This window comes from Sphingorhabdus sp., from assembly GCF_041737645.1.
Classification (GTDB): domain Bacteria; phylum Pseudomonadota; class Alphaproteobacteria; order Sphingomonadales; family Sphingomonadaceae; genus Sphingorhabdus_B.
This window is the reverse complement of sequence record NZ_JBGSRI010000046.1, coordinates 197,075-218,638: the sequence shown is the minus strand read 5'-3', so window position 1 is coordinate 218,638 and position 21,564 is coordinate 197,075. Positions and strand designations below refer to the sequence as shown.

The window sequence follows — 21,564 nt, the reverse complement described above, 5'->3', positions numbered from 1 at the left end:
TCTCGGCTCCATCCTGAAACTCTGTCAGGACCGGCGCGGGGTGCAGAAACAGCTCACCTATGTCGGCGGCCGGGCGCAGCTGGTCTATGAACTGCCGCTCAACGAAGTGGTGTTCGATTTCTACGACCGGTTGAAGAGCATCTCGCGCGGCTATGCCTCGTTCGATTACCACCAGATCGGCCACCGCGAAGGCGACCTTGTGAAGATGAGCATCCTCGTCAACGGCGACGCGGTCGACGCGCTCAGCATGATCGTCCACCGCGGCACCGCCGAAGCCCGCGGCCGCGGCATGTGCGAACGCCTAAAAGACCTGATCCCCCGCCACCTGTTCAAAATCCCCATCCAGGCAGCCATCGGCGGCAAAGTCATCGCCCGCGAAACCATCGCCGCGATGCGCAAGGACGTGACCGCAAAATGCTACGGCGGCGACATATCGCGCAAGAAGAAGTTGCTGGAGAAGCAGAAGAAGGGCAAGGCGCGGATGCGGGAGTACGGGAATGTAAGCATCCCGCAGGAGGCGTTTATTGCGGCGTTGAGGATGGGTGAGGAGTAGGTAATCTCCCTTCAGGCGCCTCACGCGCGTGAGGAATAATTTCTCTAGACAAAACAATTATTTGACCCGATAATAGTCAAGTTATTTGAGGGGCCTTGGCTTGTTTAACCTTTTGTCTTCGCGTGATGACGTCGCCCCTTTTCTCGAATGCATAATTAAAGCTTCGAATAGCGAGCGGAATTCCTTCGGCTTTTTGCCTGCGACCGTTTATCGAGATTTCATACAGCAACAACAGATCGTTGTTGCGATAGATGAAGAGACTTCCGCGTTCGTAGGATACATCATATTTGCGGGTGCACAAGTGCAAGGCTGAACCGCAAGCTCAGCCTGTCGCTTTTCGGGTCGACCGGTCTAAACAGCAACAGCGCCGACTTTGCAGCTGGTATTGGAATAAGTTTCAAGCTGAACTGACCCAAATCCCGAAGACTATCGCAACAGCGGTGATTTAAAGGATCGGGTCGGTTCGTTCGATACCATAATCCCCCATGACACGCGCGCCTTGCTCTGCTAGGCGCGCGCCATCATGCTCAATCTCAACGGTATCACCGTGCGCCTTGGCGGACGCACTATCTTGGACCGCGCCACTGCGGCGCTGCCTCCTTATTCGCGCGTTGGCCTGATCGGGCGCAATGGCGCTGGTAAATCGACACTGATGAAGGTGATGATCGGCGAGCTTGAGGCCGATGACGGCGCGATCGAAATGCCCAAGAACACGCGGATCGGCTATATCGCGCAGGAGGCGCCTTCGGGCACCGCGACGCCGTTTGAAACCGTGCTGGCAGGCGATGTCGAGCGCGCTGCTTTGACGGAAGAGGCCGAGCATTGCGCAGACCCCGACCGGCTGGGCGAACTGCACGAACGGCTGATTGCGATCGACGCTTACACCGCGCCTGCACGGGCAGCGCGGATTTTGGTCGGGCTGGGTTTCGACGAGGAAATGCAGGGGCGACCGCTTGATAGCTATTCGGGTGGTTGGAAAATGCGCGTGGCGCTGGCGGCGTTGTTGTTTTCTGAACCCGACCTGCTGCTGCTCGATGAGCCTTCGAACCACTTGGACCTCGAAGCGACGTTGTGGCTCGAGAATTTCCTCAAATCCTATCCGTCGATGATGGTGGTGATCAGCCACGAGCGCGATTTGCTGAACAATGTGGTCGACAACATCCTGCATCTGGAAGGCGGTGCGGTCACGCTCTATTCGGGCGGCTATGACAGCTTCGAACGCCAGCGGGCGGAACGTGCGGCGCAGCTTGCTGCGGCCAAGGCCAGCCAGGATGCACAGCGCGCCAAGTTACAGGATTATGTCGCGCGAAACTCGGCCCGCGCCTCGACCGCAAAGCAAGCGCAGTCACGGGCCAAGGCGCTGGCACGGATGCAGCCGATTGCTGCGATGGCCGAAGATCCGACGTTGAGCTTCGACTTTCCGTCGCCTGATGAACTGCGCCCGCCTTTGGTCACACTCGATATGGCAGCGGTGGGTTATGCCGAGAACAAGCCGATTTTGCAGCGCCTGAACCTGCGGCTCGACCCCGATGACCGCGTGGCGTTGCTCGGGCGTAACGGGAACGGCAAGACGACGCTGGCGCGATTGCTCGCGGCGCAACTCGCCCCGATGGATGGCGCGATGTCGGCCTCGGGCAAGATGCGTGTGGGTTACTTCACGCAATATCAGGTCGAGGAACTCGACGGCAAGGACACGCCGCTTGAGCATATGAGCCGGCTGATGAAGGGGGCGACCCCGGGCGCGGTGCGCGCGCAATTGGGGCGGTTCGGCTTTTCAGGTGCGAAGGCAACGACCTTGGTCGGCAAGCTGTCAGGCGGCGAACGCGCACGGCTCGCGCTGGCGCTGATTACCCGCGATGCGCCGCACATGCTCATCCTCGATGAGCCGACCAACCACTTGGACGTCGATGCGCGTGAGGCTTTGGTGCAGGCGCTGAACGATTATGACGGTGCAGTGGTTCTGGTCAGCCATGACCGCCACATGCTCGAGCTAACTACGGACCGGCTGGTGCTGGTCGATAACGGCACAGCAACCGAATATCAGGGCAGTATCGACGATTATACCGACATGATTTTGGGCAAGACGCCTGCCAAGGAAAAGATGTCGAAGGCCGACCGCAAGGAAGACAAGAAGGCCCAAGCCGCGGCCCGCGAGGAGCAGGCCAAGCTGAAACGCGCGGTGAGCGATGCCGAGGCGGACCTCGCGAAATTCGAAGTGGTGCTGTCTGCAATCGACAAGGCAATGTTCGACCCGGCGTCTGCAATGAACGAATACAAGAACCTGACGATGGGCGAACTGTCGCAACGGCGCGGCAAGATCATCGCGGCGCAGGAAGCGGCTGAAGCAAGATGGGTCGCGGCGAGTGAGGCTTTGGAGAAGGCTTAGCTAACCTCGTCGCGTTCGAAATCCATCGTCCAGTTAGTCTCCCAACTTTCGCCGCCGTCGAGCGACATGGCTTGCTCCCAACGTGGGGAGGGCGCATCTGTTCGGGACCAGATAAAGCGAACCTTTAGCGGTTGGCCTTCAAAACTGTCTTCGGCATAAAATGTCCCGATTCCATTTTCAAACCGGCCAATGACCGGCACATCCAGCGCTTGGGGATTGCGCCCGTCCAGCCACCAGATAGCCCAGTTTCCCGTTGAAACATCATAAGATCGCAACGCCACCGCGCGATAGCTGCCCGATGCGATATGCAATAAGTTATCTTCAATATTCCCATTGCCACCCAGAATTGGGCGGGCGTCGGCTGTGCCTTCAAATTCTTCCCAGTCGGTGCTCTGAACGAGCCGCTCTTTCAAACGGCGATGTGTGACGCGCCAATGTCCAAATTGAAAATCGAAATCATGCGATATTTCCGGGGATGGTGACATGATTCCTCCGCTATTAAATATGATACCAGATTGTTCTTTATATGTTCCAGAAATTTGTCAACTATTTTGCGACACAGAACGGGACAATTCACATCAGGCCAAAAGCGCTTTTCGATCCGGCAGCTTCGCCAATATCTGCAACTTTTCTTCACAACTCGCGGTCGGCCAAGCGGCAATCTCGTCCAAGGATCGGCCGCAACCGATGCAATATTGGCCGGTGACGTCGACGTTGCAGATGTCGATGCAGGGCGACGATATGAGGGCAGGGTCTGTCATCCGATTGCCAGCAGCGCCGCCTCAAAACGCGCCTCACCTTCGCCCTGTATGAGGGCATAACGAACTCCGCGCCGGTCGAGTTCGGTTTTGCATAGATCGAAAAAGCGCTGGCGCTGTTCGGGGCTGGCATAAACGCGCAGACCATCGTCGACAAAGGGCAGGTCGATGTCGAGCAACAGATAGAGGTCGGCATAGCTCGAAAAGCTGTCGAACCACGGATCACGGGTTCCGAACATCATCTCTGCCCAGACGGCGGTGATCAGCGGGTCGGTGTCGAACAGCACAATTGCACCCTCGCGCGCCGCCGCCGCTTGGTTCATCGCGTCCTGCGTCTGGGCGATATGGACCAGTTCGGCCATGCCGATGTCGGTGCCATGCGCCTCACAATAGGCGCGGCCATATTCGGGCACCACTTCGCAGCCCAGATGTGCGGCAAGCCGCGTGCCGAGGGTGGACTTGCCTGTGCTTTCCGGGCCGTGGAGACAGATGCGTTTGGTCATGGCCGCACCTCAGCTTTGCGCCACGCCACCAGCCCGGCAATTGCGAGCACAAGAAATACACCATAAAGCCCGGCGGTCAGATAAAGACCTTTCAACACATAAAGCGGGATCGAGATCAGGTTGACCAAAATCCACCAGTGCCAGTTCTCGACGAAACGCCGTGCCATCAAAATCTGGCCCGCGACCGAAAGCATCGCCACCGAAGCATCCCAATAGGGATAGCTGGTTTGGGTATAGCTACCCATGAAAGCACCCCATCCCCAGATCGCGGCGACCGACCCTGCGATGCAGATCGCATAGCCAAAGGCGGGCAGGCGGCGGACAACAACTTCGCCGACATCCGCACGGTTGCGATGCCAGCTCCACCAGCCATAGAGATTGACCACAGCGAAAAAGATCTGAAGTCCGGCATCGCTGTAAAGCTGGGCATCGCGGAAAATGACGAAATAGAGGCTGACCATCGCGATCGCAAAAGGGAAGTTCCACACCGACCGCCGGATAATCAGCACGATATTGGCAAGGCCGAGCAGGACGGCGACGATTTCGATCAACGACATGGGCGGGGTGATGGCAGCATGGCCCCGCAAAATCCAGCCCACCTGTGTTGACAAAATGGGAGTGGTGCTTTATTCGATGATTCGATAATTATGGAAATATGGATTCCTCATGGACAGTAACACCACCATCCGCGCTCTCGCCGCCCTCGCGCAGGAGCATCGCCTTGCTGCGTTCCGGTTGCTGGTACAGGCGGGCGAAGCGGGCCTTTCGGCGGGCGCAATCGCCGAAGCGGTGGGCGCACCCGCCTCTTCGATGAGTTTTCATCTCGCCCAACTCAGCCATGCCGGTCTCATCCGGCAAAAACGCCAGAGCCGTTCGCTGATCTACAGCGCGGACTATGCGGCGATGGGCGGGTTGATGGCCTATCTGACCGAAAATTGCTGCGGCGGGCAAAGCTGCGCGCCTGCGACTTCTTGCGAAACCCAAAATGACACAGAAAGGAATGCTGCATGAAAAGGCTGCATGTACATGTCGGCGTGGACAATCTGGACCAGTCTATCGCCTTCTACTCCTCGCTCTTCGGAAACGAACCCAGCGTGACCAAGTCCGATTACGCCAAATGGATGCTTGATGATCCGCGCGTCAATTTCGCAATTTCCTGCAAGGAAGGCGCGGCCAAGGGTATCGAACATCTGGGTATCCAGGTCGAAGACGGGGCCGAACTCGCCGATGTCTATGGACGGCTGAAGGTTGCGGGCGGACCCGTACTGGAGGAAGGGGCGACCACCTGTTGTTACGCCAAATCCGAGAAAAGCTGGATTACCGACCCTGACGGCGTTGTGTGGGAGGCTTTCCTGACCCATGGCGAGTCCACCGTTTACGGCGACAGCCCCGATTTCGATCACCTCGTCGGCGACAATGCCGCCGCCACCGCTTGCTGCGCCCCCAAGGTCGAGTCGGCACCCAAGGGTTGCTGCTGAGCCATGAAGCCAGATATCCGCCGTCCGCTAGTGGCGGAGGCATTGGGGTCCTTATTCTTGTTCGCGACAGTGGTCGGGTCTGGAATTATGGCAGAGCGTTTATCGGACGGCAATGATGCCGTGGCGCTTCTGGGCAACAGCGTGGCGACCGGGGCGATGTTGTTCGCGCTGATAACGATGTTGGGGCCGGTTTCTGGCGCGCATTTCAACCCGGCGGTAACTTTAGTGATGCGGCTCCGCAAGGAATTGGCAACAACAACGGCGCTTGCCTTTATCGTGGCGCAGCTGTCGGGCGGGATCGCAGGGGTGTGGATCGCGCATCTGATGTTTGATGAGCCGATATGGCAGCTTTCGACCAAAACCCGAACCGGCGTCGGGCAATGGATGGGTGAATTTGTTGCAACCTCCGGTCTGATTCTCACCATATTGGGGACATTGAAAACCCGCGCCCATCTGGTGCCTATCAGTGTGTCGCTGTATATAGTCGCGGCGTACTGGTTTACGTCATCGACCAGCTTTGCCAATCCGGCGATTACAATCGCGCGCAGCCTGAGCAACAGCTTTGCCGGAATTGCGCCGGTTGATGTCGTTCCGTTCATCGTTGCTCAAATATTGGGGGCATGTTCCGGCCTGGCTATGGCGCATTTCATTTTCGACCTTCCGGAAAATCGATAGTTACCAATTCGGGAATTCACTTCAATTGACGTCGGCGAAAGTCCGTGCAATCTCTCGTCCGGGAAGAGGAGAGATTTATGGCTGTTAAAGCTGATAAAGGGCCTGAGAAAAAATCAGGCGCAAAGAAGCCTAAAAAGGGCGCGCCATTTGAGGGCATTTCGGGGGCTTTCGACGCTGCCAATGATGCTACGATGGCGCTGGGGCCGCTGGCTGGTCTTGCGCGTGAGGATTTTATCGGCGCAATTGGCCTGATGTTGCGTCAAACCGCGACCAACCCGGACAAGGCATTCAAGGCCGCCGGTAATTTCAGCGAAGATGTCGTAAAGATCATCACCGGAAAGTCCGACATAGCGCCCGATCCCAAGGACAAGCGTTTCATGGACCCGGCATGGACCTTCAATCCCTTTTTCAAGGCGGGTGCACAATATTATCTCGCAGTGCAGAAGGGCGTCAAAAGCTATATCGAGGACCTTGAACTCGACGCGATGGAACGCGACCGCGCGAACTTCATCTCTCAGATCATCATTGATGCGATGTCCCCGACCAACAGCCTGATCGGCAACCCGACCGCGCAGAAGCGGCTGGTAGATTCGGGCGGGCTTAGCCTCGTCAAGGGGCTGAAAAACGCCTATAATGACATGGTTCACAACGACATGATGGTGAGCCAGGTCAATAAAGAGCCGTTCAAACTCGGCGAGAATGTCGCCACCGCCAAGGGTTCGGTTGTCTATCGTGACGAACGCTTTGAACTGATCCAATATGCGCCGACCACCGACAAGGTTTATGCGATCCCGCAACTGACCATCCCGCCGCAGATCAACAAGATGTATATCAACGACCTTTCACCCGAAAAGTCGGTGATTAAATGGCAGACCGATCACGGTATCCAGCCATTCATGATTTCCTGGCGCAACCCGACGGACGAAATGGGCGTTTGGGGCATGGCGGAATATATCGAAAGCTGCGTCAAGGCATTGGACGTGGTGTGCGACATCACTGGCAGCGACAAGGTCAACGTTTCGGGTGGTTGCTCGGGCGGGCAGACCATGTCGGTTCTGCTGTCTAAACTGGCCTCAATGGGCGACACCCGCGCTAATGCGATCACGATGATGGTGTGCGTTCTGGAACCAAAGCCGGGCGATACCGAGGTGTCATCGCTGGTCAGTCACAACGGCATCGCGTTGGCACGGCAGCGCGCGGCGAAGAAGGGCGTCATTGAAGGCTCTAGCCTCGCGCGAGGTTTCGCGTGGCTGCGGCCCAATGACCTGATCTGGAATTATGTCATCAACAATTACCTCCTCGGCGACGATCCGCCCGCGTTCGACATTCTCTTCTGGAATGCCGACGCGACCAACCTGTCGTCGGCGCTGATGGGTGATTTCCTCGAATTGTTCGAAGCCAACGCTTATGCTGCGCCGGGGACGTTCGAGATAGCGGATCACACGCTCGATCTGACCAAGGTCACAGGCGACATGTTCATACTGGGCGGCACCACCGATCACATCACCCCATGGCGCGCCTGTTACCGCTCGACACAGTTGTTCGGCGGCAAAAATGTCGAGTTCATCCTGAGCCAGGCCGGCCACATGCAGGCGATCCTGAATCCTCCGGGCAATCCCAAGGCGAAATACTGGAAGCATTCAAAGGGCAAGGCACCTGCCGACGTCGGCGAATGGATGAAGGGCACGGAGGAAGTCGCCGGAAGCTGGTGGCCTTACTGGATGGAATGGCTCCACGCCCGTTCGGGCAAGGAAGTTGCGGCACCGAGTGGGTTGGGTAGCAAGGCACATCCGGCAATGGAAGCCGCGCCGGGGTTGTATGTTCTGGAGTGAGGAGTTTGCCCGACGAGCGTGTCTTGGATCAGCGCATTTAAATTATGTTACTTGCACCATCTAACCGTTCGGTTAAACCGTCCCCTGCTACCCAAAACAGGGCAGAGGAACAATTATGACCAAGGGCCGCGAGCCAGTTTACAGTATGGAAACCGTTGATGGCCGCGTTTTGCGCGTTGCTGTCTGGCGCGCCAGCAAGGCGAGCCTCAAGCTTCCCATCCTGTTCTTCAACGGCATTGGCGCGAATATCGAGGCGATGGCGCCGATGGCGGAATTGCTGGTCGATCGCGACTTTATCACATTCGACATGCCCGGCATCGGCGGTTCGCCTGATCCGGTGGTGCCTTACAACGCGATCCTGATGTCGCGTATTGCCGCGTTGTTGCTCGACCGTTTCGAAATGCCGCTGGTTGACGTGATGGGTGTCAGCTGGGGCGGGGCGATGGCGCAGCAATTTGCTATCCAGAACAGCGCGCGCACCAACAAGCTTATCCTTGTCGCAACCAGCGCGGGTATGTTGATGGTACCTGGCAACCCCAAGGCGCTCATCAAAATGGCCGATCCGCGCCGCTATATCGACCCTGAATTCATGGCGAAGCATTTCCAGACGCTTTACGGCGGCATGGTGGGCAATAAGGCGGAGCATATCAACCGCCTGAAACCGCCTTCGAAAACCGGATATTTCTATCAGTTGATGGCGATGATCGGCTGGACGAGCGCGCCGTTCTTGCCGTTTTTGCAAACCGAAACGCTCATCATGATGGGCGGCGATGACCAGATTGTACCGGTGGCCAATGGGAAATTCCTGAAGTTCCTGATCCCCAATAGCGAATTGTTCGTAGTCGAAGATGGCGGGCATCTTTTCCTGTTGAGCCATGTCGAACAAAGCATCGCCGTAATCCGGGATTTCCTGGATAAAAGGGAAGAAGTGAAGCAAGCCGCGTAATGCGCTCTTCCCTTTCGCCGGTTCGACGTTAGCCTGTCGAATCAGGGGTAAGGAGAGAGCCCATGCGGCATATCGCGATTATTGGTTCCGGCCCGGCAGGCTATTATTCCGCAGAGGCGGCGCAAAAGAAATTCGGGTCTGATGTCCGTATCGATATCATCGACCGTTTGCCGGTTCCCTTTGGTCTGATTCGCTTTGGCGTTGCGCCCGATCATCAATCCATCAAAGCGGTTTCGGCCCGTTATGAAAAGGTTGCACTGTCCGACAATGTCGGCTTTGTCGGCAATGTTACCGTGGGCAAGGATGTCAGCGTCGACGAACTGCAAGGCCTTTATGATGCAGTGATATTAGCGACAGGCGCACCCAATGACCGCACGCTGGACATCGCGGGCGGCGATTTGCCCGGTGTTTTTGGCAGCGCGGCCTTTGTCGGCTGGTATAATGGCCACCCGGATTTCGCCGATATCGAACCACCGTTGGATGGCCGGCATGTGGTCATCATTGGCAATGGCAATGTCGCCCTTGATGTGGCGCGCATCCTTTCCAAGACCCGGGCCGAATTTGGCGGGTCCGACATTGTCAGCCACGCGCTGGATATGCTCGACGACAGTAAATTGGAGGATATTTCCATACTGGGTCGCCGTGGCCCGCACCAGATTGCGATGACGCCAAAGGAACTCGGCGAACTGGGTCATCTGGAACGGGCGACCCCCCGTGTTGAACCGGGCGACCTGCCCGAGTTGGGCGATGATGCCCTGTTGGAACCGGGTATGCGAAAATCCGTTACCCTCTTGCGCGAATTCGCCGCCATTCCAGAGGCCTTTCGCGCCGACAAGGATATCAACATAAATTTTGATTTCTTTGCCGCCCCTGTCGCCATTGAAGGCAATGGCAAGGTCGAGCGCATCATTGTTGAACGCACCCGGCTGGATGACCAGTATCGCAGCATAGGCACGGGGGAAATCTATACCATCGACTGCGATATGGTTATCAGCTGCATCGGGTACGAGACGCCATCGATTGAAGGCGTGCCCTTTGAACATGGTCGTGGCCGCTTTGCCAATGTCGAAGGGCGTATTTTACCGGGACTTTACTGTGTCGGCTGGGCGCGGCGCGGTCCGTCGGGAACTATTGGCACCAACCGGCCCGACGGCTATGCGATCATTGACATTGTGGCCGGAGATATTGGCGATGGTGCGGGCAAAACCGGTCGGCCGGGGCTTGATGCCATTCTGGAAAAGCGCCGCGTTCAGGTCGTGAAGTTCAGCGACTGGAAAAAGATCGAAGAAGCCGAAACCGCCCGTGCCCGCGAAGGTGCTCCACGCGAAAAATTCGTACGGATTGAAGATATGATCGCCGCAAAGGGATAAATTTTCCGTTGTCATGATAATCGCATAAAAACTGCGTTAAGTCATTGCTTTAAGTGCTATAAGGGCAGTCAGCATGATCGAACGGATAGGCATCATTACCGGCGTGGACGCCGAAGCGGCGGTGTTGTTTTCAGGGCAGGGCGCGCATGGCGAACCTTTGCACGGATTTCTCGTCCGCCAAGTGCGCTTTGCCGGTAAGGATATCGTGATCACTTGCAGCGGAATAGGCAAAGTCAACGCGGCCATGGCGGCGATGATGCTGGTCGATCATTATGATGTGCAGATGTTGGTGGTTGTCGGGACGGCTGGCAAATTGACCAACGTCGACGCCGACTGTTTTCAGATTGTCGAGGCAGTGCAAGGCGATTATGGTGCTGCGCGACACGATCATTTCGCCCATTATAGTGCAGGCGCATGGCCTATCGGCGAAGAACATATCGAGGCGTTCCGTGCCAAAGCGACACCGGACATCGGCCTACCCAAAGCGCGGATCATCACGAGCGACGCGTTTATCGAAAACCCCGATCTTGGCAGGCGCCTGCATGACGCCTTGGGGGGTGACATAGTCGATATGGAAACCGCCGCCGTCGCGCAAGCCGCGGTAAGAATGGACCTGCCCTGGGCCGCGATCAAGGCGACCAGCGACAATGCCGGCGGGGCCAGCAGCGGTGATTTTCAAAGCAATTTGAAACGCGCCGCAAAACGCGCGGCAGATGCGACAGAACGGATGATCGCGGCTTTGTAGGCTATTCTGCGCGCCGTCTCAGGCTCTAGTTCGACCGACAACGAGGCGCGTTAGATCAGCAACCCCACGGCATGAATGACGATCCCCGCCATGCCGCCCACCAACGTCCCGTTGATGCGGATGTACTGGAGGTCGCTGCCGACGGCATTTTCCACGCGGTCGGTGATGGTGGACGCATCCCAGCCCTTGATCGTATCGGATACGAGCGCGACGATATTGTCGCCATAATTTTCGGTGGTGCCGACAATGGCGCGACGGGCGAAGCGGTTGATTTGATACTTTAGGCGGGCGTCATCCTGCAAGGTGCCGCCCAATTTGATCAGCGCGTCGCCAAAGCTGCCCGCCAATGCCGCATCGGGGTTGCGCGCGGCCTTTAACAATCCACTGCGCCCCTGATCCCAAAGGCTGTTGATCCATTTGCTCATCGCCGGATTATCAAGCAATTGCCCTTTCCAGTGATTGACCTTGGCCTGCAACTCCTTGTCATGACGCAGGTCGTGGGCAAGGCTGGCCAATCCCTCTTCGCCCTTTTCGCGCAAAGGGTGGTCGGGATCTTCGGCCATGTCATGCAGCAACTTGTTCAGGCCATTGACAATGGCGTTGGCGAGACGGTCGTCGAGGCCGGTCCAGCGCATGATGGTGTTCGCACGTTCCTCCACCATTTCGCGGATCAGATGTTCATTGGCCTCCAGCGTCTTGGACGACCATTTAATGATGCCGTCGAGGACCGGGATATGCCGCCGCTCGCGGATCATCGCGGTGAGCAACTGGCCGAGCAGGGGGGCGATATCGAGCTTGTCGAGTTGCTTGCGGATCGCGCCCTTGGCAACGCCGCCGAGCCGTTCATCATCCAGCGCGGCGATGATATCGCCCATCAGGCGCGATGCCCCCATCCGCATCCGGCCTTCGCCGCCCGATGGTGCGCTCAGGAATTTGCCCATCGCGCCTGCCACATCCATCCGCTGCACGCGGCGTGCGACGACTTTGGTGGTTAGAAAGTTCGAGCGGAGAAAACTGGCAAGGGTGCGGCCCAACCGTTCCTTGTTATTCGGGATGATCGCGGTGTGCGGAATGGGAATGCCCAGCGGATGCCGGAACAGCGCGGTAACGGCAAACCAGTCGGCAAGCCCGCCGACCATACCAGCCTCGGCAAAGGCGCGCAGGAAACCCCAATGGCCCTGATAACGGGTTTCCAAAAAGTTGCCGGCGATAAACAAGAGCACCATGAACAGCAGCAGGGCCGACGCAAAGATCCGCATCTGCCGCAATTCGGCATCGCGCTCTGCATAGCGGGTCTTTTCGGACTGCCCCAGTTGATTGGCCGACTTCACATCATTGCCTTAGCTAAGGCGTGCCGCGCTGCCAAGTGTGGCAATTACTCGGCAGGCTGCAAACCGCCAAGGTCACCCTTGTCTTTTGGAGGTTTCTTGCCGGTGATGGCCACGAAAGGCTTACCCTCGCCATGCTTGTCGGGGTCATATGTCAACAGACGGGTCCGTAACCACGGCCCAACCCGCTTTTCAAAGCCGTCGGCAAGGCTGAAGCCGGCCGGTACAATCAACAAGGTCAGCAATGTGGAAACGATCAGTCCGCCGATCACGACGGTGCCCATCGGCGCGCGCCATTGGCCATCCCCGCCCAGCGACAAAGCGGTCGGCACCATCCCTGCGGTCATCGCAACGGTGGTCATGACGATCGGCTGAGCGCGTTTATGTCCGGCTTCCATAATTGCCTGAAACTTGGGAACGCCGCGCGCCATTTCTTCAATCGCAAAATCGATCAACAGGATGGAGTTTTTCGCAACAATGCCGAACAGCATCAGGACGCCGATGAATACCGGCATTGATATCGGTTGTTGCACAATGGCCAGCGCCAGCATCCCGCCCAGCGGCGCGAGCAGCAATGAACCCATGTTGACCAACGGTGACATGAAACGGTGATAGAGCAAGACCAGCACCGCAAACACCAGCAAGGTCCCGGAAATCAGCGCGGTCAGGAAGTCCCGCTGCATTTCGGCTTCCCATTCCTGGCTACCAAATGGGGCGCGGGAAACGCCCGTGGGCAGGTTTTCCATCACCGGCAATTTGTTTATTTTGGCATCGGCATCCGAAGATACAACGCCCGGTGCAAAATCGGCGCCGATGAAAATCCGGAAATTCTGGTTCCGCCGTTGAATTGACGTAGGTCCTGCACCGAAGCTGATGTCGGCCACACGCGACAGCGGAACCGACCCGCCGGTTGCAAGCGGAACCGGCAAGTTGCGGATAACATCAAGGCTTTCGCGCGATTCCTTGGCCAGCATGACGCGGATCGGGATCTGACGGTCGGACAGCGAGAATTTTGCGCTGTTCTGGTCGATATCGCCCAGCGTTGCGATGCGGATCGTCTGGCTTAATGCAACGGTTGTCACACCCAACTGCGCGGCGAGGTCAGTCCGCGGGGTAATCAGCAATTCGGGACGTTGCAAATCGGCCGATATACGTGGTGCCCGCAATTCGGGGACGGTCTTCATCTGCTCGACAAGCGTCGCAGCGGTGGAGTCTAGCGTCTTTGGGTCAGAACCGGACAGCATAACCGATACGTCACGACCCGAACCGCCGCCGCCCGGGCCATTGGCCTGAAACGTAACGCGGGCGTCGGCAATCTTGGTGAGCTTCGGCGTCAGATCTTCTTCAAATTGCTGGCTGGTGCGTGCGCGGTCCTTGTGAAGCGTGATGAACATACTTGCGCTGCCCTCACGCACGCTTTGCAATGCGGTTTTGACTTCGGGTTGCGCTTCGATGATGGCGGCGGCTTCGTTCGCGACTTCGCGGGTCCGTTCCAGCGTGGTGCCGGGTACCATTTCGATCCGGACGCGGCTGAAATCCATATCACCGTCGGGGAAGAATTGCTTGGGCAGTACGACCATGAGTGCAACGGTTGCAACAAGTGACAGAACGCCAATGCCCATCATCCAGCGCCGGTGGCCAAGCGACCAGCGCAGGATTTTCATATACTTGTCCATCCAGGCGCTTTCGCCATGTTCGGCAACACCACCTGATTTGAGGAAATAAGCCGCGATCATCGGCGTAATCATACGCGCTACCGCAAGGCTCATCAGCACCGATGCAACGACAGTCAGACCGAAATTCTTGAAAAACTGGCCCGCAACGCCGGGCATCAGGCCGACGGGCAGGAACACAGCGACGATGGAAAATGTTGTCGCCACAACCGCAAGGCCGATTTCGTCGGCGGCATCAATCGATGCCTGATAGGCGGATTTGCCCATCCGCATATGGCGCACGATATTCTCGATCTCCACAATCGCGTCATCGACCAGCACACCTGCGACCAGTCCCAATGCCAACAACGACATGGTGTTAAGCGTAAAGCCCAAAAGGTCCAAAAACCAGAATGTGGGAATGGCCGAAAGCGGGATGGCAATGGCGGAAATGACGGTTGCGCGCCAGTCGCGCAAGAACAGGAACACCACGACAATAGCCAGTAAAGCGCCTTCGATCATGGCCGCCATCGAGCTTTTATACTGGGCCTTGGTATAATCGACGCTGTTGAAAAGCGTGGTGAACTTTACTCCGGGATTTTCTTTTTCAATCTCGGCAATTTTGACCATTGCTTCATCAAAAACAGTCACGTCTGATGCGCCTTTGGCGCGTGACATGCCAAAAGTGACAACCTGTTTACCGCCTGCAAAAGCCATCGACCGCTGTTCGCTAAACCCGTCAGTAACTTGTGCGACGTCAGCTAATTTGATGTTACGGCCATTGCCAAGATTGATCTGCGCCTGTCCCAGCGCATAGGCATCGGCGGCATTGCCAAGAACGCGAACTGACTGGCGTGATCCAGCGATTTGCGACTGCCCGCCCGATGCGTTGACGTTTTGCTGACGCAGGACATTGTTGATCTGGCTGGCGCTTACGCCGAATGACTGCATTTTCGCAGGGTCAAGCACCACACGGATTTCGCGATTTACGCCACCATTACGGCTAACCGACGCCATGCCTTCGACGGCCAGCAGGCGCCGTGCGACGGTGTCGTCAACAAACCAGCTCAATTGTTCCAGCGTCATGTCGCTGGCCTCGACCGCGAAATAGGCAATCGGGTCGCTAGAGGTGGCGACCTTGAAAATCTGCGGTTCCAAAATGCCATCTGGCAAATCACTGCGGATTTGATCGACGGCGTTCTTGACCTCACTTACCGCCGCATTGATGTCGTCGCCGATTTCAAATTCCGCACTAACGGTGGTGTTGCCTTCGCTGGCGGACGCATCAATGTTTCGCACACCCTGAACGCTGCGGATCGCGGATTCCACCTTTTGCGTGATTTGCGTGGTGATTTCCGATGGCGCGGCACCCGGTTGCGAAATCGAAACAACAACAACGGGAAATTCAATGTCCGGATCGTTCTGCACATCCATATTCATGAACGAAATGATACCCGCCAGTGTCAACGCAACGAAAAGCACGATAGGGACTACCGGGTTGCGGATTGACCAAGCGGAAATATTACTGAAGTTCATGGGCTACGGTTCCGGTTATGGTTCGGTTTACTTCTTTTTCAGAAGCTTGGGGTTTATGGTTTCATCGGGGTTGAGGAAACCGCCTGCATACAGAACGACGCGTTCGGTGCCGTCCAGCCCGCTTGCGATTATCAGACCGGATGCGGTCGTGTCGCCGACTTTTACCGGACGTTGTTTTACCTTGTTGTCCTTACCGACGATATAGACAAAGCTGCCTTCACGGCCGGTCTGAACCGCTGACTCAGGTAATACAGGGGCGGTCATCGACCCGGCCTTGATTTCAACCGAGGCGAATCCGCCCGGCCGCAATGCCTTGTCAAAGGGAAGGGCGATGCGCGCAATGCCTTGACGGCTTTGTTCACTAATCATCGGGGCCACTTGCCATATTGTGCCGGAAAACTGGCGGTCGGTGCCGACGGGCGTTACCGTTGCAGGAACGCCTTCGGAAACCAGCACCAGATCATTTTCGCTTAACTGCGCCTGCAATTCCATCTGTCCGTCTTGAGCGATACGGAACAGAATACCGCTACCTGCGGAAACCGTTTGGCCTGTTTCAACATTTCGTTCGAGTACAAAGCCCGACACCGGTGCACGAATATCCAAACGTGCATTACGTGCGCGGGTTTCGTTTAGTTGTGCATTCGCAACATTCACCCGGGCGCGCGCGGCGTCGCGTGTGGCGGTTTTGCGGTCAACATCGGCTTTTGAAATAAACCCGCGTCCAACCAGTTGCATCCCGCGGTCAAGCTCGTTCTGGGCAAGCTGGAGGTCGGCGCGTGTAACGCCGATTTGCGCTTCAAGCGCGGCGGCCTGCTGCGCCTGAACCGATCGGTCTACGCTAATAAGGACCTGACCTTGCCGAACCCAGTCACCGGCGTCGACATAGACCCGGTTGACCTGGCCACCTTCACCGACAACTCCGACCGGAACCTCGCGACGTGCGGCCAATGTGCCGGTTGCATTGATTGCGCGGACAACCGTTTCGCGGCCCGGTGCGACGACAGTGACGGTTTGCGCCTGTGCGTTTTTGTCGTCCTCACCAGCTGCGGGGGCAGCATCGCCGCCCATGAAATAAAACGCGGCGCCAATTGCAGCCAAAACAGCCAGTATGATTAATACGATGACAATGCGCCTCCGGTTAGGACTTTGCCGTTCATCAAGGATGCCGCCATCCAAATCACCGCTCATTGTAGTTTCGTAATTCATATCCGCTTTCCAAAATCATTTTCCGCCAAATGCGTATCTGGCCGACGCTATTCTGATGCTATCCGCGATGTGCGCGGACAACGCAACAACTGTGTTATCTTAATAAGTCACTGCCCGCAAGGCGCAGAATTGCATATCGCAAAAGGCACTACCCTGTTTACGTTACCGGAAAAGGTCGGGAACAACAATACAGACCGGCGTCTTCAGTATTCGACAAACGACGTCAGAATGCGGCTTAGTCGCGCCGTCGAGCCTCTCTTTCAGATGAGGGATACCCAGTCACGTGGCTTTAGCCTTCGGATGCAGTGGAGAGGGAGAGTTTGCGCTCCACCTTCTCCAAAATTACTAAACCCGCTCTCTCAGTATCAGCGCACGCGGCCACGTTGTACCAGATTCATTACGCCTAGCACGACGACTGCCCCTACAAACGCGACGATCAGTCCGGTAAGCGAAAATTTCTGGACACTGCCGACAATTCCAAACTGGTTCGCAATCAGATTGCCGACAACCGATCCCACGCAACCTGCGACAACATTCCAGAAAATGCCCATTGATGCGTCGCGGTTCATGACCTTGCTGGCTAGCCACCCGGCAATGCCGCCAACAATTATTGCAACGATCCAACCCATAATCTTCCTCCTTAAATGCGCCCGGGCAGTGCCTGGGCCATTGGAGATGATAACCGGATCGTACCTGAATGCCACCTGCAAAGCGGCAAGGGATGTAAAATCGAAATTCAGGGCCGAGCTTTGAAAGGCATCGGCCCTGCGGATATTGTCAGTATTTCTGCTGGCGCTCGTACAGGTCGCGATAATGCTGGATACGCGTCACGCGAAGGCCCGGCATACCCGAACGGTCAACCGCACGTTGCCACGATGCAAATTCTTCCAGCGTCAGGCTGTACCGTTCGCACACATCGTTGATGGACAACAGACCGCCATTGACGGCTGCAACAACCTCGGCTTTGCGACGGACGACCCAGCGCGTTGTTCCGGCTGGCGGCAGGCTGGACAAAGTCAGTGGCTCTCCCAATGGGCCAATAACCTGTGCAGGGCGAATTTTCTGGTTCTCAATCATAACGTCCTCGATACTCCATGCCCCACCTGGGTTGACTGAACCCCCGTTGCATCTTCTTCTATCTGCTGGTCTTTGATATAGGCTGAATTGGCTTGGTAAACGGCATCTTCACATTTGCGATCAGCTTCACTTGCGCGCCAGAATGCACCGCATACCGACACTTTTTCCGATTTTTTTGAAGCAAAATACTGGATCCGCTGGCTCGCTGCGTCGCCGGCTAAGGACATATCGTCCTCGACACGCCGCAACAACTGCACGGTGCGGCTATTTGCCTGCCGTGCTGTAATCGCCGCTATTAACGCCTTATGGTCATTTCGGCGAACGACCGAATTTTGACTCACTGACTCATGGGGGAATGTCATTTCCATGACACCCCCCTAGCGTTGCATCTGATAACAGGGGGTAAAGGCGTTATTCAGACCATGTTAGCCCAAGTTAACGGGAATTATCATTTGCCACCCGATGTTGTTTCAAAACGAGAAATGCCAACGGAAAACTGGCCTTTTCGCACAACTGTGCGTATGGCCTGCGTCAAATGATTGACGCTATAAATTCCCATGATTTCCAACTTGGTCCCGATTTATCGGGAAAAAGGATTGTCGTCGCCATGTCTGGCGGGGTTGATTCGTCGGTTGTTGCTGCCCTTGCCGCCCGTTCCGGCGCTGAAACCATTGGTATTACGCTGCAATTATACGACCATGGCAGTGCGGTGAAACGGGCAGGGGCGTGTTGCGCCGGTCAGGATATCCGCGATGCCCGTGCGGTCGCCGATAAATTGGGAATCGCCCATTATGTTTTCGATCATGAAAGCCGCTTTCGCGAATCGGTGATCGACCATTTCGCCGACGAATATATGGCGGGGCGTACACCGATTCCTTGCGTCCGGTGTAACATGGGGGTGAAATTCACCGATCTGTTCCGGCTGGCAAAGGAATTGGGCGCCGATTGCCTTGCAACGGGCCATTATGTCCGCCGCGTCGAGGGCGCTGAAGGCGCAGAATTGCACCGCGCCGCCGACCCCGCACGAGACCAGAGCTATTTCCTGTTTGCAACGACGCAGGATCAACTCGACTATCTGCGCTTTCCATTAGGGGGAATGCCCAAACCACAAGTGCGTGAGATTGCACAGGATTTGGGACTGATCGTGGCAATGAAGCCCGACAGTCAGGATATTTGCTTCGTGCCGGATGGCGATTATGCGAGTGTTGTCCGCAAAATCCGCCCGGATGCCGAACTGGGTGGCGACATAGTGCATCTGGATGGACGCGTTCTGGGCCAGCATAAGGGCATGATCCATTATACTGTTGGCCAGAGAAAAGGGCTGGAAGTTGGCGGGCAGCCGGTGCCGCTGTATGTCATACGGCTTGATCCATCGACGCAGCGCGTGATCGTCGGCCCGAGGGAGGCGCTGGCGGTCGATGCGGCGCGCATAATAGAAGGCAATTGGCTCGCCGACTTGCAAGGTCGCGAAATTATGGCGAAAGTCCGGTCAATGGCAAAGCCCGTTGCGGCGCATATTGATGGTGACTGGCTGCGTTTTGCATCGCCTGAATATGGAGTGTCGCCCGGACAAGCCGCTGTATTTTATGAAGGCGAGCGCGTGCTGGGTGGCGGCTGGATCGAAGAAACCGTGGCGACAATGCAGGAAATTGCAGCCTAGCTAAAGCGCTTCGATCTCGGCCTTACTTAACTGGACACAACCAAACTCGCCCCTTCGCTCCGCCACCGCTTCGGCCAGAAACGGTACGGATGCGTAGATGCGTTTGTTCGCCGGGTCGTCAGACAGGCTGACCAATTCCATCCCGGCCTCTTTATCGGTTTCGCAACTGGCCATGTCCCGACCCTCGATATGGCGGCATGAACAGGTGATGTGGGCTCCATAAGCAACGCCGACTTGCGCTTCGCCCTTTATGGTCGTCCAATTCCAGATCAACCAGATCGCAAAAACCGCAGCGACTGTGCAGGCAACGATCTTCGCGATCTGCAATGGGCCAAACCGCCTCTTGGTCAAAGATTTCGAAGTTGCGGTTGCCATGTGACCTCCAATTGGTGCAACGGTATGACTTATGCCTAGAAACAAATTTGTCGCAGCCGCAACCGCTTTTTGCACTATCGCCACATTGGCCCTTGCGTCATGTGGTGAAGAACCTGCCGCAAAGCCGCCTGTACCCGGTCAAACGATGATCGTAAGCGATGCCGTCGTCGGCAAAGAAAAACTGGGTGATGCGATCGCCCCGTTTTTTGAAGATCCGGCGCTTTCGGAAACACGCGCGCTGGTGGTGATGCAGGGCGGCCGGGTCATTGCCGAAAGATATGCACCGGGGTACGGGCCGGAGACCCGCCTGATAAGCTGGTCGATGGCGAAAAGCGTGACGGCGACTTTGGTAGGTTTAATGGTTGCTGACGGGCGGCTGGCGCTTGATGAGCCCGCACCTGTTCCCGAATGGCAAACCCCGCGTGACAGCCGGGCGCAAATTACGCTGCGGCATTTGTTGCATATGTCTTCCGGCCTCGACCATACCGAGCTTGCCGAAGGTGACGTCGAGATTTTTGACGCAGATACGCCCCGTATGCTGTTTCTGGACGGGCGTGAAAATATCGCACGCTATGCTGAAACGCGCCCATTGGAAGCGCAGCCGGGCAGGAAATTTGAATATAGCAGTGCAACTAGCAATATCCTTGCCGACATCATGACTCGCTCCCTTACCGAAAGCACCGACCCCGCTGTACGACGTGACGCGATGCTTGAATATGCCCGTGGTCGGTTGTTCGAACCGCTGGGGATGACGAGCGCGATACCGCAATTTGACCGGAATGGCACGATGCTGGGCGGCAGTATGATTCATGCCACAGCCCGTGACTGGGCAAAATTCGGCGAATTTTTAAGGAATAACGGTTCAGTGCGTGCGGCCCAATTGCTTCCTACAAGCTGGACCCGGTTTATGAAAACGCCAAGCAAGAATGATAACAGCTATGGCGGGCATATATGGCTCAACCGGCCCAACAACGCAGACCGCAATCAGGTGTTGTTTCCCGGAAAAGCACCGTCCGATGTATTCGCGGCGCTTGGACATCTCGGGCAGTTCATCATCGTGTCGCCCCAACACCGGCTTACTATCGTGCGGCTGGGCAAAACCGATGATAACAAGCTTGATCCGTTGGATGACCAGTTTGTAAAACTGATATCAATTTTTCCGAAAAATTAAGCGGTTGCAACCGGCGCGTCGTCGCCCAAATCTTCGAACCAGGCTTCAACCGGGCCGCTGAGTTTCAGCAACAACGGATTGCCCTTGCGGTCACGCGCCTTGCCTGCCTGCACTTTGATCCAGCCTTCGGAAATGCAATATTCCTCGACATTGGTGCGTTTTTCGCCCTTGAACCTTATGCCGACGCCGCGAGAAAGCAGGTCGCCGTCAAAGTGTGCGCTGAGCGGATTAATCGAAAGATGGTCGGGCGGAGTGTCGGCTTTTTCTGTCATAGCGCGCGCCTTTGCCGGAAAGCTTCGCGCTTGGCAATATC

At 56.6% G+C, this 21,564-nt stretch carries 22 protein-coding genes and 1 pseudogene; 11 read left to right on the top strand and 12 right to left on the bottom strand.

What is annotated here, in order from left to right; genetic code table 11:
- Both ACEW72_RS08270 and ACEW72_RS08265 read left to right on the top strand, forming a co-directional pair.
- Positions 1-553: pseudogene (locus ACEW72_RS08270) on the top strand (elongation factor 4); the annotation flags it as partial.
- Positions 554-1,076: 523 nt separating this feature from the next.
- Entirely contained in the window at positions 1,077-2,939 is a 1,863-nt protein-coding gene (locus ACEW72_RS08265; protein WP_373475907.1) for an ABC-F family ATP-binding cassette domain-containing protein, read from the top strand.
- Here the strand turns inward: ACEW72_RS08265 and ACEW72_RS08260 are convergent.
- The 4 genes from ACEW72_RS08260 to pnuC all read right to left on the bottom strand — a co-directional run bounded on the left by ACEW72_RS08260 (position 2,936) and on the right by pnuC (position 4,799).
- The gene (locus tag ACEW72_RS08260; protein ID WP_373475906.1) at positions 2,936-3,424 is read right to left on the bottom strand and encodes a DUF1579 domain-containing protein; all 489 of its coding nucleotides are present in this window, start codon (positions 3,422-3,424) and stop codon (positions 2,936-2,938) included. The two genes, ACEW72_RS08265 and ACEW72_RS08260, sit on opposite strands and share 4 nt — an antisense overlap.
- Before the next feature lie 93 nt (positions 3,425-3,517).
- Positions 3,518-3,700 carry a DUF1289 domain-containing protein gene (locus tag ACEW72_RS08255; RefSeq protein WP_373475905.1) on the bottom strand — a complete coding sequence of 61 codons (183 nt, stop codon included), beginning with the start codon at positions 3,698-3,700 and terminating at the stop codon, positions 3,518-3,520.
- Entirely contained in the window at positions 3,697-4,200 is a 504-nt protein-coding gene (locus ACEW72_RS08250; protein ID WP_373475904.1) for an AAA family ATPase, read from the bottom strand. The genes ACEW72_RS08255 and ACEW72_RS08250 overlap by 4 nt, the downstream gene beginning before the upstream one ends.
- On the bottom strand, positions 4,197-4,799 hold the full coding sequence (pnuC, locus tag ACEW72_RS08245; protein ID WP_373475903.1) for a nicotinamide riboside transporter PnuC: 603 nt from the start codon (positions 4,797-4,799) through the stop codon (positions 4,197-4,199). The genes ACEW72_RS08250 and pnuC overlap by 4 nt, the downstream gene beginning before the upstream one ends.
- A gap of 67 nt (positions 4,800-4,866) precedes the next feature.
- Between pnuC and ACEW72_RS08240 the strand changes: the two genes are divergently transcribed.
- The 7 genes from ACEW72_RS08240 to ACEW72_RS08210 all read left to right on the top strand — a co-directional run bounded on the left by ACEW72_RS08240 (position 4,867) and on the right by ACEW72_RS08210 (position 11,246).
- Positions 4,867-5,211, top strand: a complete 345-nt coding sequence (locus ACEW72_RS08240) for an ArsR/SmtB family transcription factor (RefSeq protein WP_373475902.1) — start codon at positions 4,867-4,869, stop codon at positions 5,209-5,211.
- Entirely contained in the window at positions 5,208-5,678 is a 471-nt protein-coding gene (locus ACEW72_RS08235) for an ArsI/CadI family heavy metal resistance metalloenzyme (RefSeq protein WP_373475901.1), read from the top strand. The genes ACEW72_RS08240 and ACEW72_RS08235 overlap by 4 nt, the downstream gene beginning before the upstream one ends.
- 3 nt (positions 5,679-5,681) lie before the next feature.
- The gene (locus ACEW72_RS08230; protein ID WP_373475900.1) at positions 5,682-6,353 is read left to right on the top strand and encodes an aquaporin; all 672 of its coding nucleotides are present in this window, start codon (positions 5,682-5,684) and stop codon (positions 6,351-6,353) included.
- Positions 6,354-6,430: 77 nt separating this feature from the next.
- Positions 6,431-8,185, top strand: a complete 1,755-nt coding sequence (locus ACEW72_RS08225) for a PHA/PHB synthase family protein (protein ID WP_373475899.1) — start codon at positions 6,431-6,433, stop codon at positions 8,183-8,185.
- Between the two features lie 115 nt (positions 8,186-8,300).
- Positions 8,301-9,131 carry an alpha/beta fold hydrolase gene (locus ACEW72_RS08220; RefSeq protein WP_373475898.1) on the top strand — a complete coding sequence of 277 codons (831 nt, stop codon included), beginning with the start codon at positions 8,301-8,303 and terminating at the stop codon, positions 9,129-9,131.
- Between the two features lie 62 nt (positions 9,132-9,193).
- Positions 9,194-10,501 carry an FAD-dependent oxidoreductase gene (locus ACEW72_RS08215; RefSeq protein ID WP_373475897.1) on the top strand — a complete coding sequence of 436 codons (1,308 nt, stop codon included), beginning with the start codon at positions 9,194-9,196 and terminating at the stop codon, positions 10,499-10,501.
- Positions 10,502-10,574: 73 nt separating this feature from the next.
- The gene (locus tag ACEW72_RS08210; protein WP_373475896.1) at positions 10,575-11,246 is read left to right on the top strand and encodes a purine phosphorylase; all 672 of its coding nucleotides are present in this window, start codon (positions 10,575-10,577) and stop codon (positions 11,244-11,246) included.
- A 50-nt stretch (positions 11,247-11,296) separates the two neighbouring features.
- Here ACEW72_RS08210 and ACEW72_RS08205 read toward each other — a convergent pair whose 3' ends face one another.
- From ACEW72_RS08205 to ACEW72_RS08180, 6 genes are all read right to left on the bottom strand, one after another.
- On the bottom strand, positions 11,297-12,505 hold the full coding sequence (locus tag ACEW72_RS08205; RefSeq protein ID WP_373475911.1) for a DUF445 domain-containing protein: 1,209 nt from the start codon (positions 12,503-12,505) through the stop codon (positions 11,297-11,299).
- A 116-nt stretch (positions 12,506-12,621) separates the two neighbouring features.
- Positions 12,622-15,762 carry an efflux RND transporter permease subunit gene (locus tag ACEW72_RS08200; RefSeq protein WP_373475895.1) on the bottom strand — a complete coding sequence of 1,047 codons (3,141 nt, stop codon included), beginning with the start codon at positions 15,760-15,762 and terminating at the stop codon, positions 12,622-12,624.
- A gap of 27 nt (positions 15,763-15,789) precedes the next feature.
- A complete protein-coding gene (locus ACEW72_RS08195; protein WP_373475894.1) occupies positions 15,790-16,968 on the bottom strand; it encodes an efflux RND transporter periplasmic adaptor subunit in 1,179 nt (392 codons plus the stop codon).
- Between the two features lie 365 nt (positions 16,969-17,333).
- A complete protein-coding gene (locus ACEW72_RS08190; RefSeq protein ID WP_373475893.1) occupies positions 17,334-17,597 on the bottom strand; it encodes a GlsB/YeaQ/YmgE family stress response membrane protein in 264 nt (87 codons plus the stop codon).
- Positions 17,598-17,745: 148 nt separating this feature from the next.
- Complete coding sequence (locus tag ACEW72_RS08185) at positions 17,746-18,045, bottom strand: DUF1153 domain-containing protein (RefSeq protein WP_373475892.1); 300 nt, start codon at positions 18,043-18,045, stop codon at positions 17,746-17,748.
- A complete protein-coding gene (locus ACEW72_RS08180; RefSeq protein WP_373475891.1) occupies positions 18,042-18,413 on the bottom strand; it encodes a hypothetical protein in 372 nt (123 codons plus the stop codon). The genes ACEW72_RS08185 and ACEW72_RS08180 overlap by 4 nt, the downstream gene beginning before the upstream one ends.
- Before the next feature lie 167 nt (positions 18,414-18,580).
- Between ACEW72_RS08180 and mnmA the strand changes: the two genes are divergently transcribed.
- A complete protein-coding gene (mnmA, locus tag ACEW72_RS08175) occupies positions 18,581-19,705 on the top strand; it encodes a tRNA 2-thiouridine(34) synthase MnmA (RefSeq protein WP_373475890.1) in 1,125 nt (374 codons plus the stop codon).
- Here mnmA and ACEW72_RS08170 read toward each other — a convergent pair whose 3' ends face one another.
- The gene (locus ACEW72_RS08170) at positions 19,706-20,080 is read right to left on the bottom strand and encodes a hypothetical protein (protein ID WP_373475889.1); all 375 of its coding nucleotides are present in this window, start codon (positions 20,078-20,080) and stop codon (positions 19,706-19,708) included.
- Positions 20,081-20,111: 31 nt separating this feature from the next.
- Between ACEW72_RS08170 and ACEW72_RS08165 the strand changes: the two genes are divergently transcribed.
- Positions 20,112-21,251: a serine hydrolase domain-containing protein gene (locus tag ACEW72_RS08165; RefSeq protein ID WP_373475888.1), complete on the top strand. Its 1,140-nt coding sequence runs from the start codon at positions 20,112-20,114 to the stop codon at positions 21,249-21,251.
- On the opposite strand, the gene ACEW72_RS08160 is transcribed toward ACEW72_RS08165, so the two are convergent.
- Positions 21,248-21,523, bottom strand: a complete 276-nt coding sequence (locus tag ACEW72_RS08160; protein WP_373475887.1) for a DUF3297 family protein — start codon at positions 21,521-21,523, stop codon at positions 21,248-21,250. The two genes, ACEW72_RS08165 and ACEW72_RS08160, sit on opposite strands and share 4 nt — an antisense overlap.
- Positions 21,524-21,564: the final 41 nt, after the last annotated feature.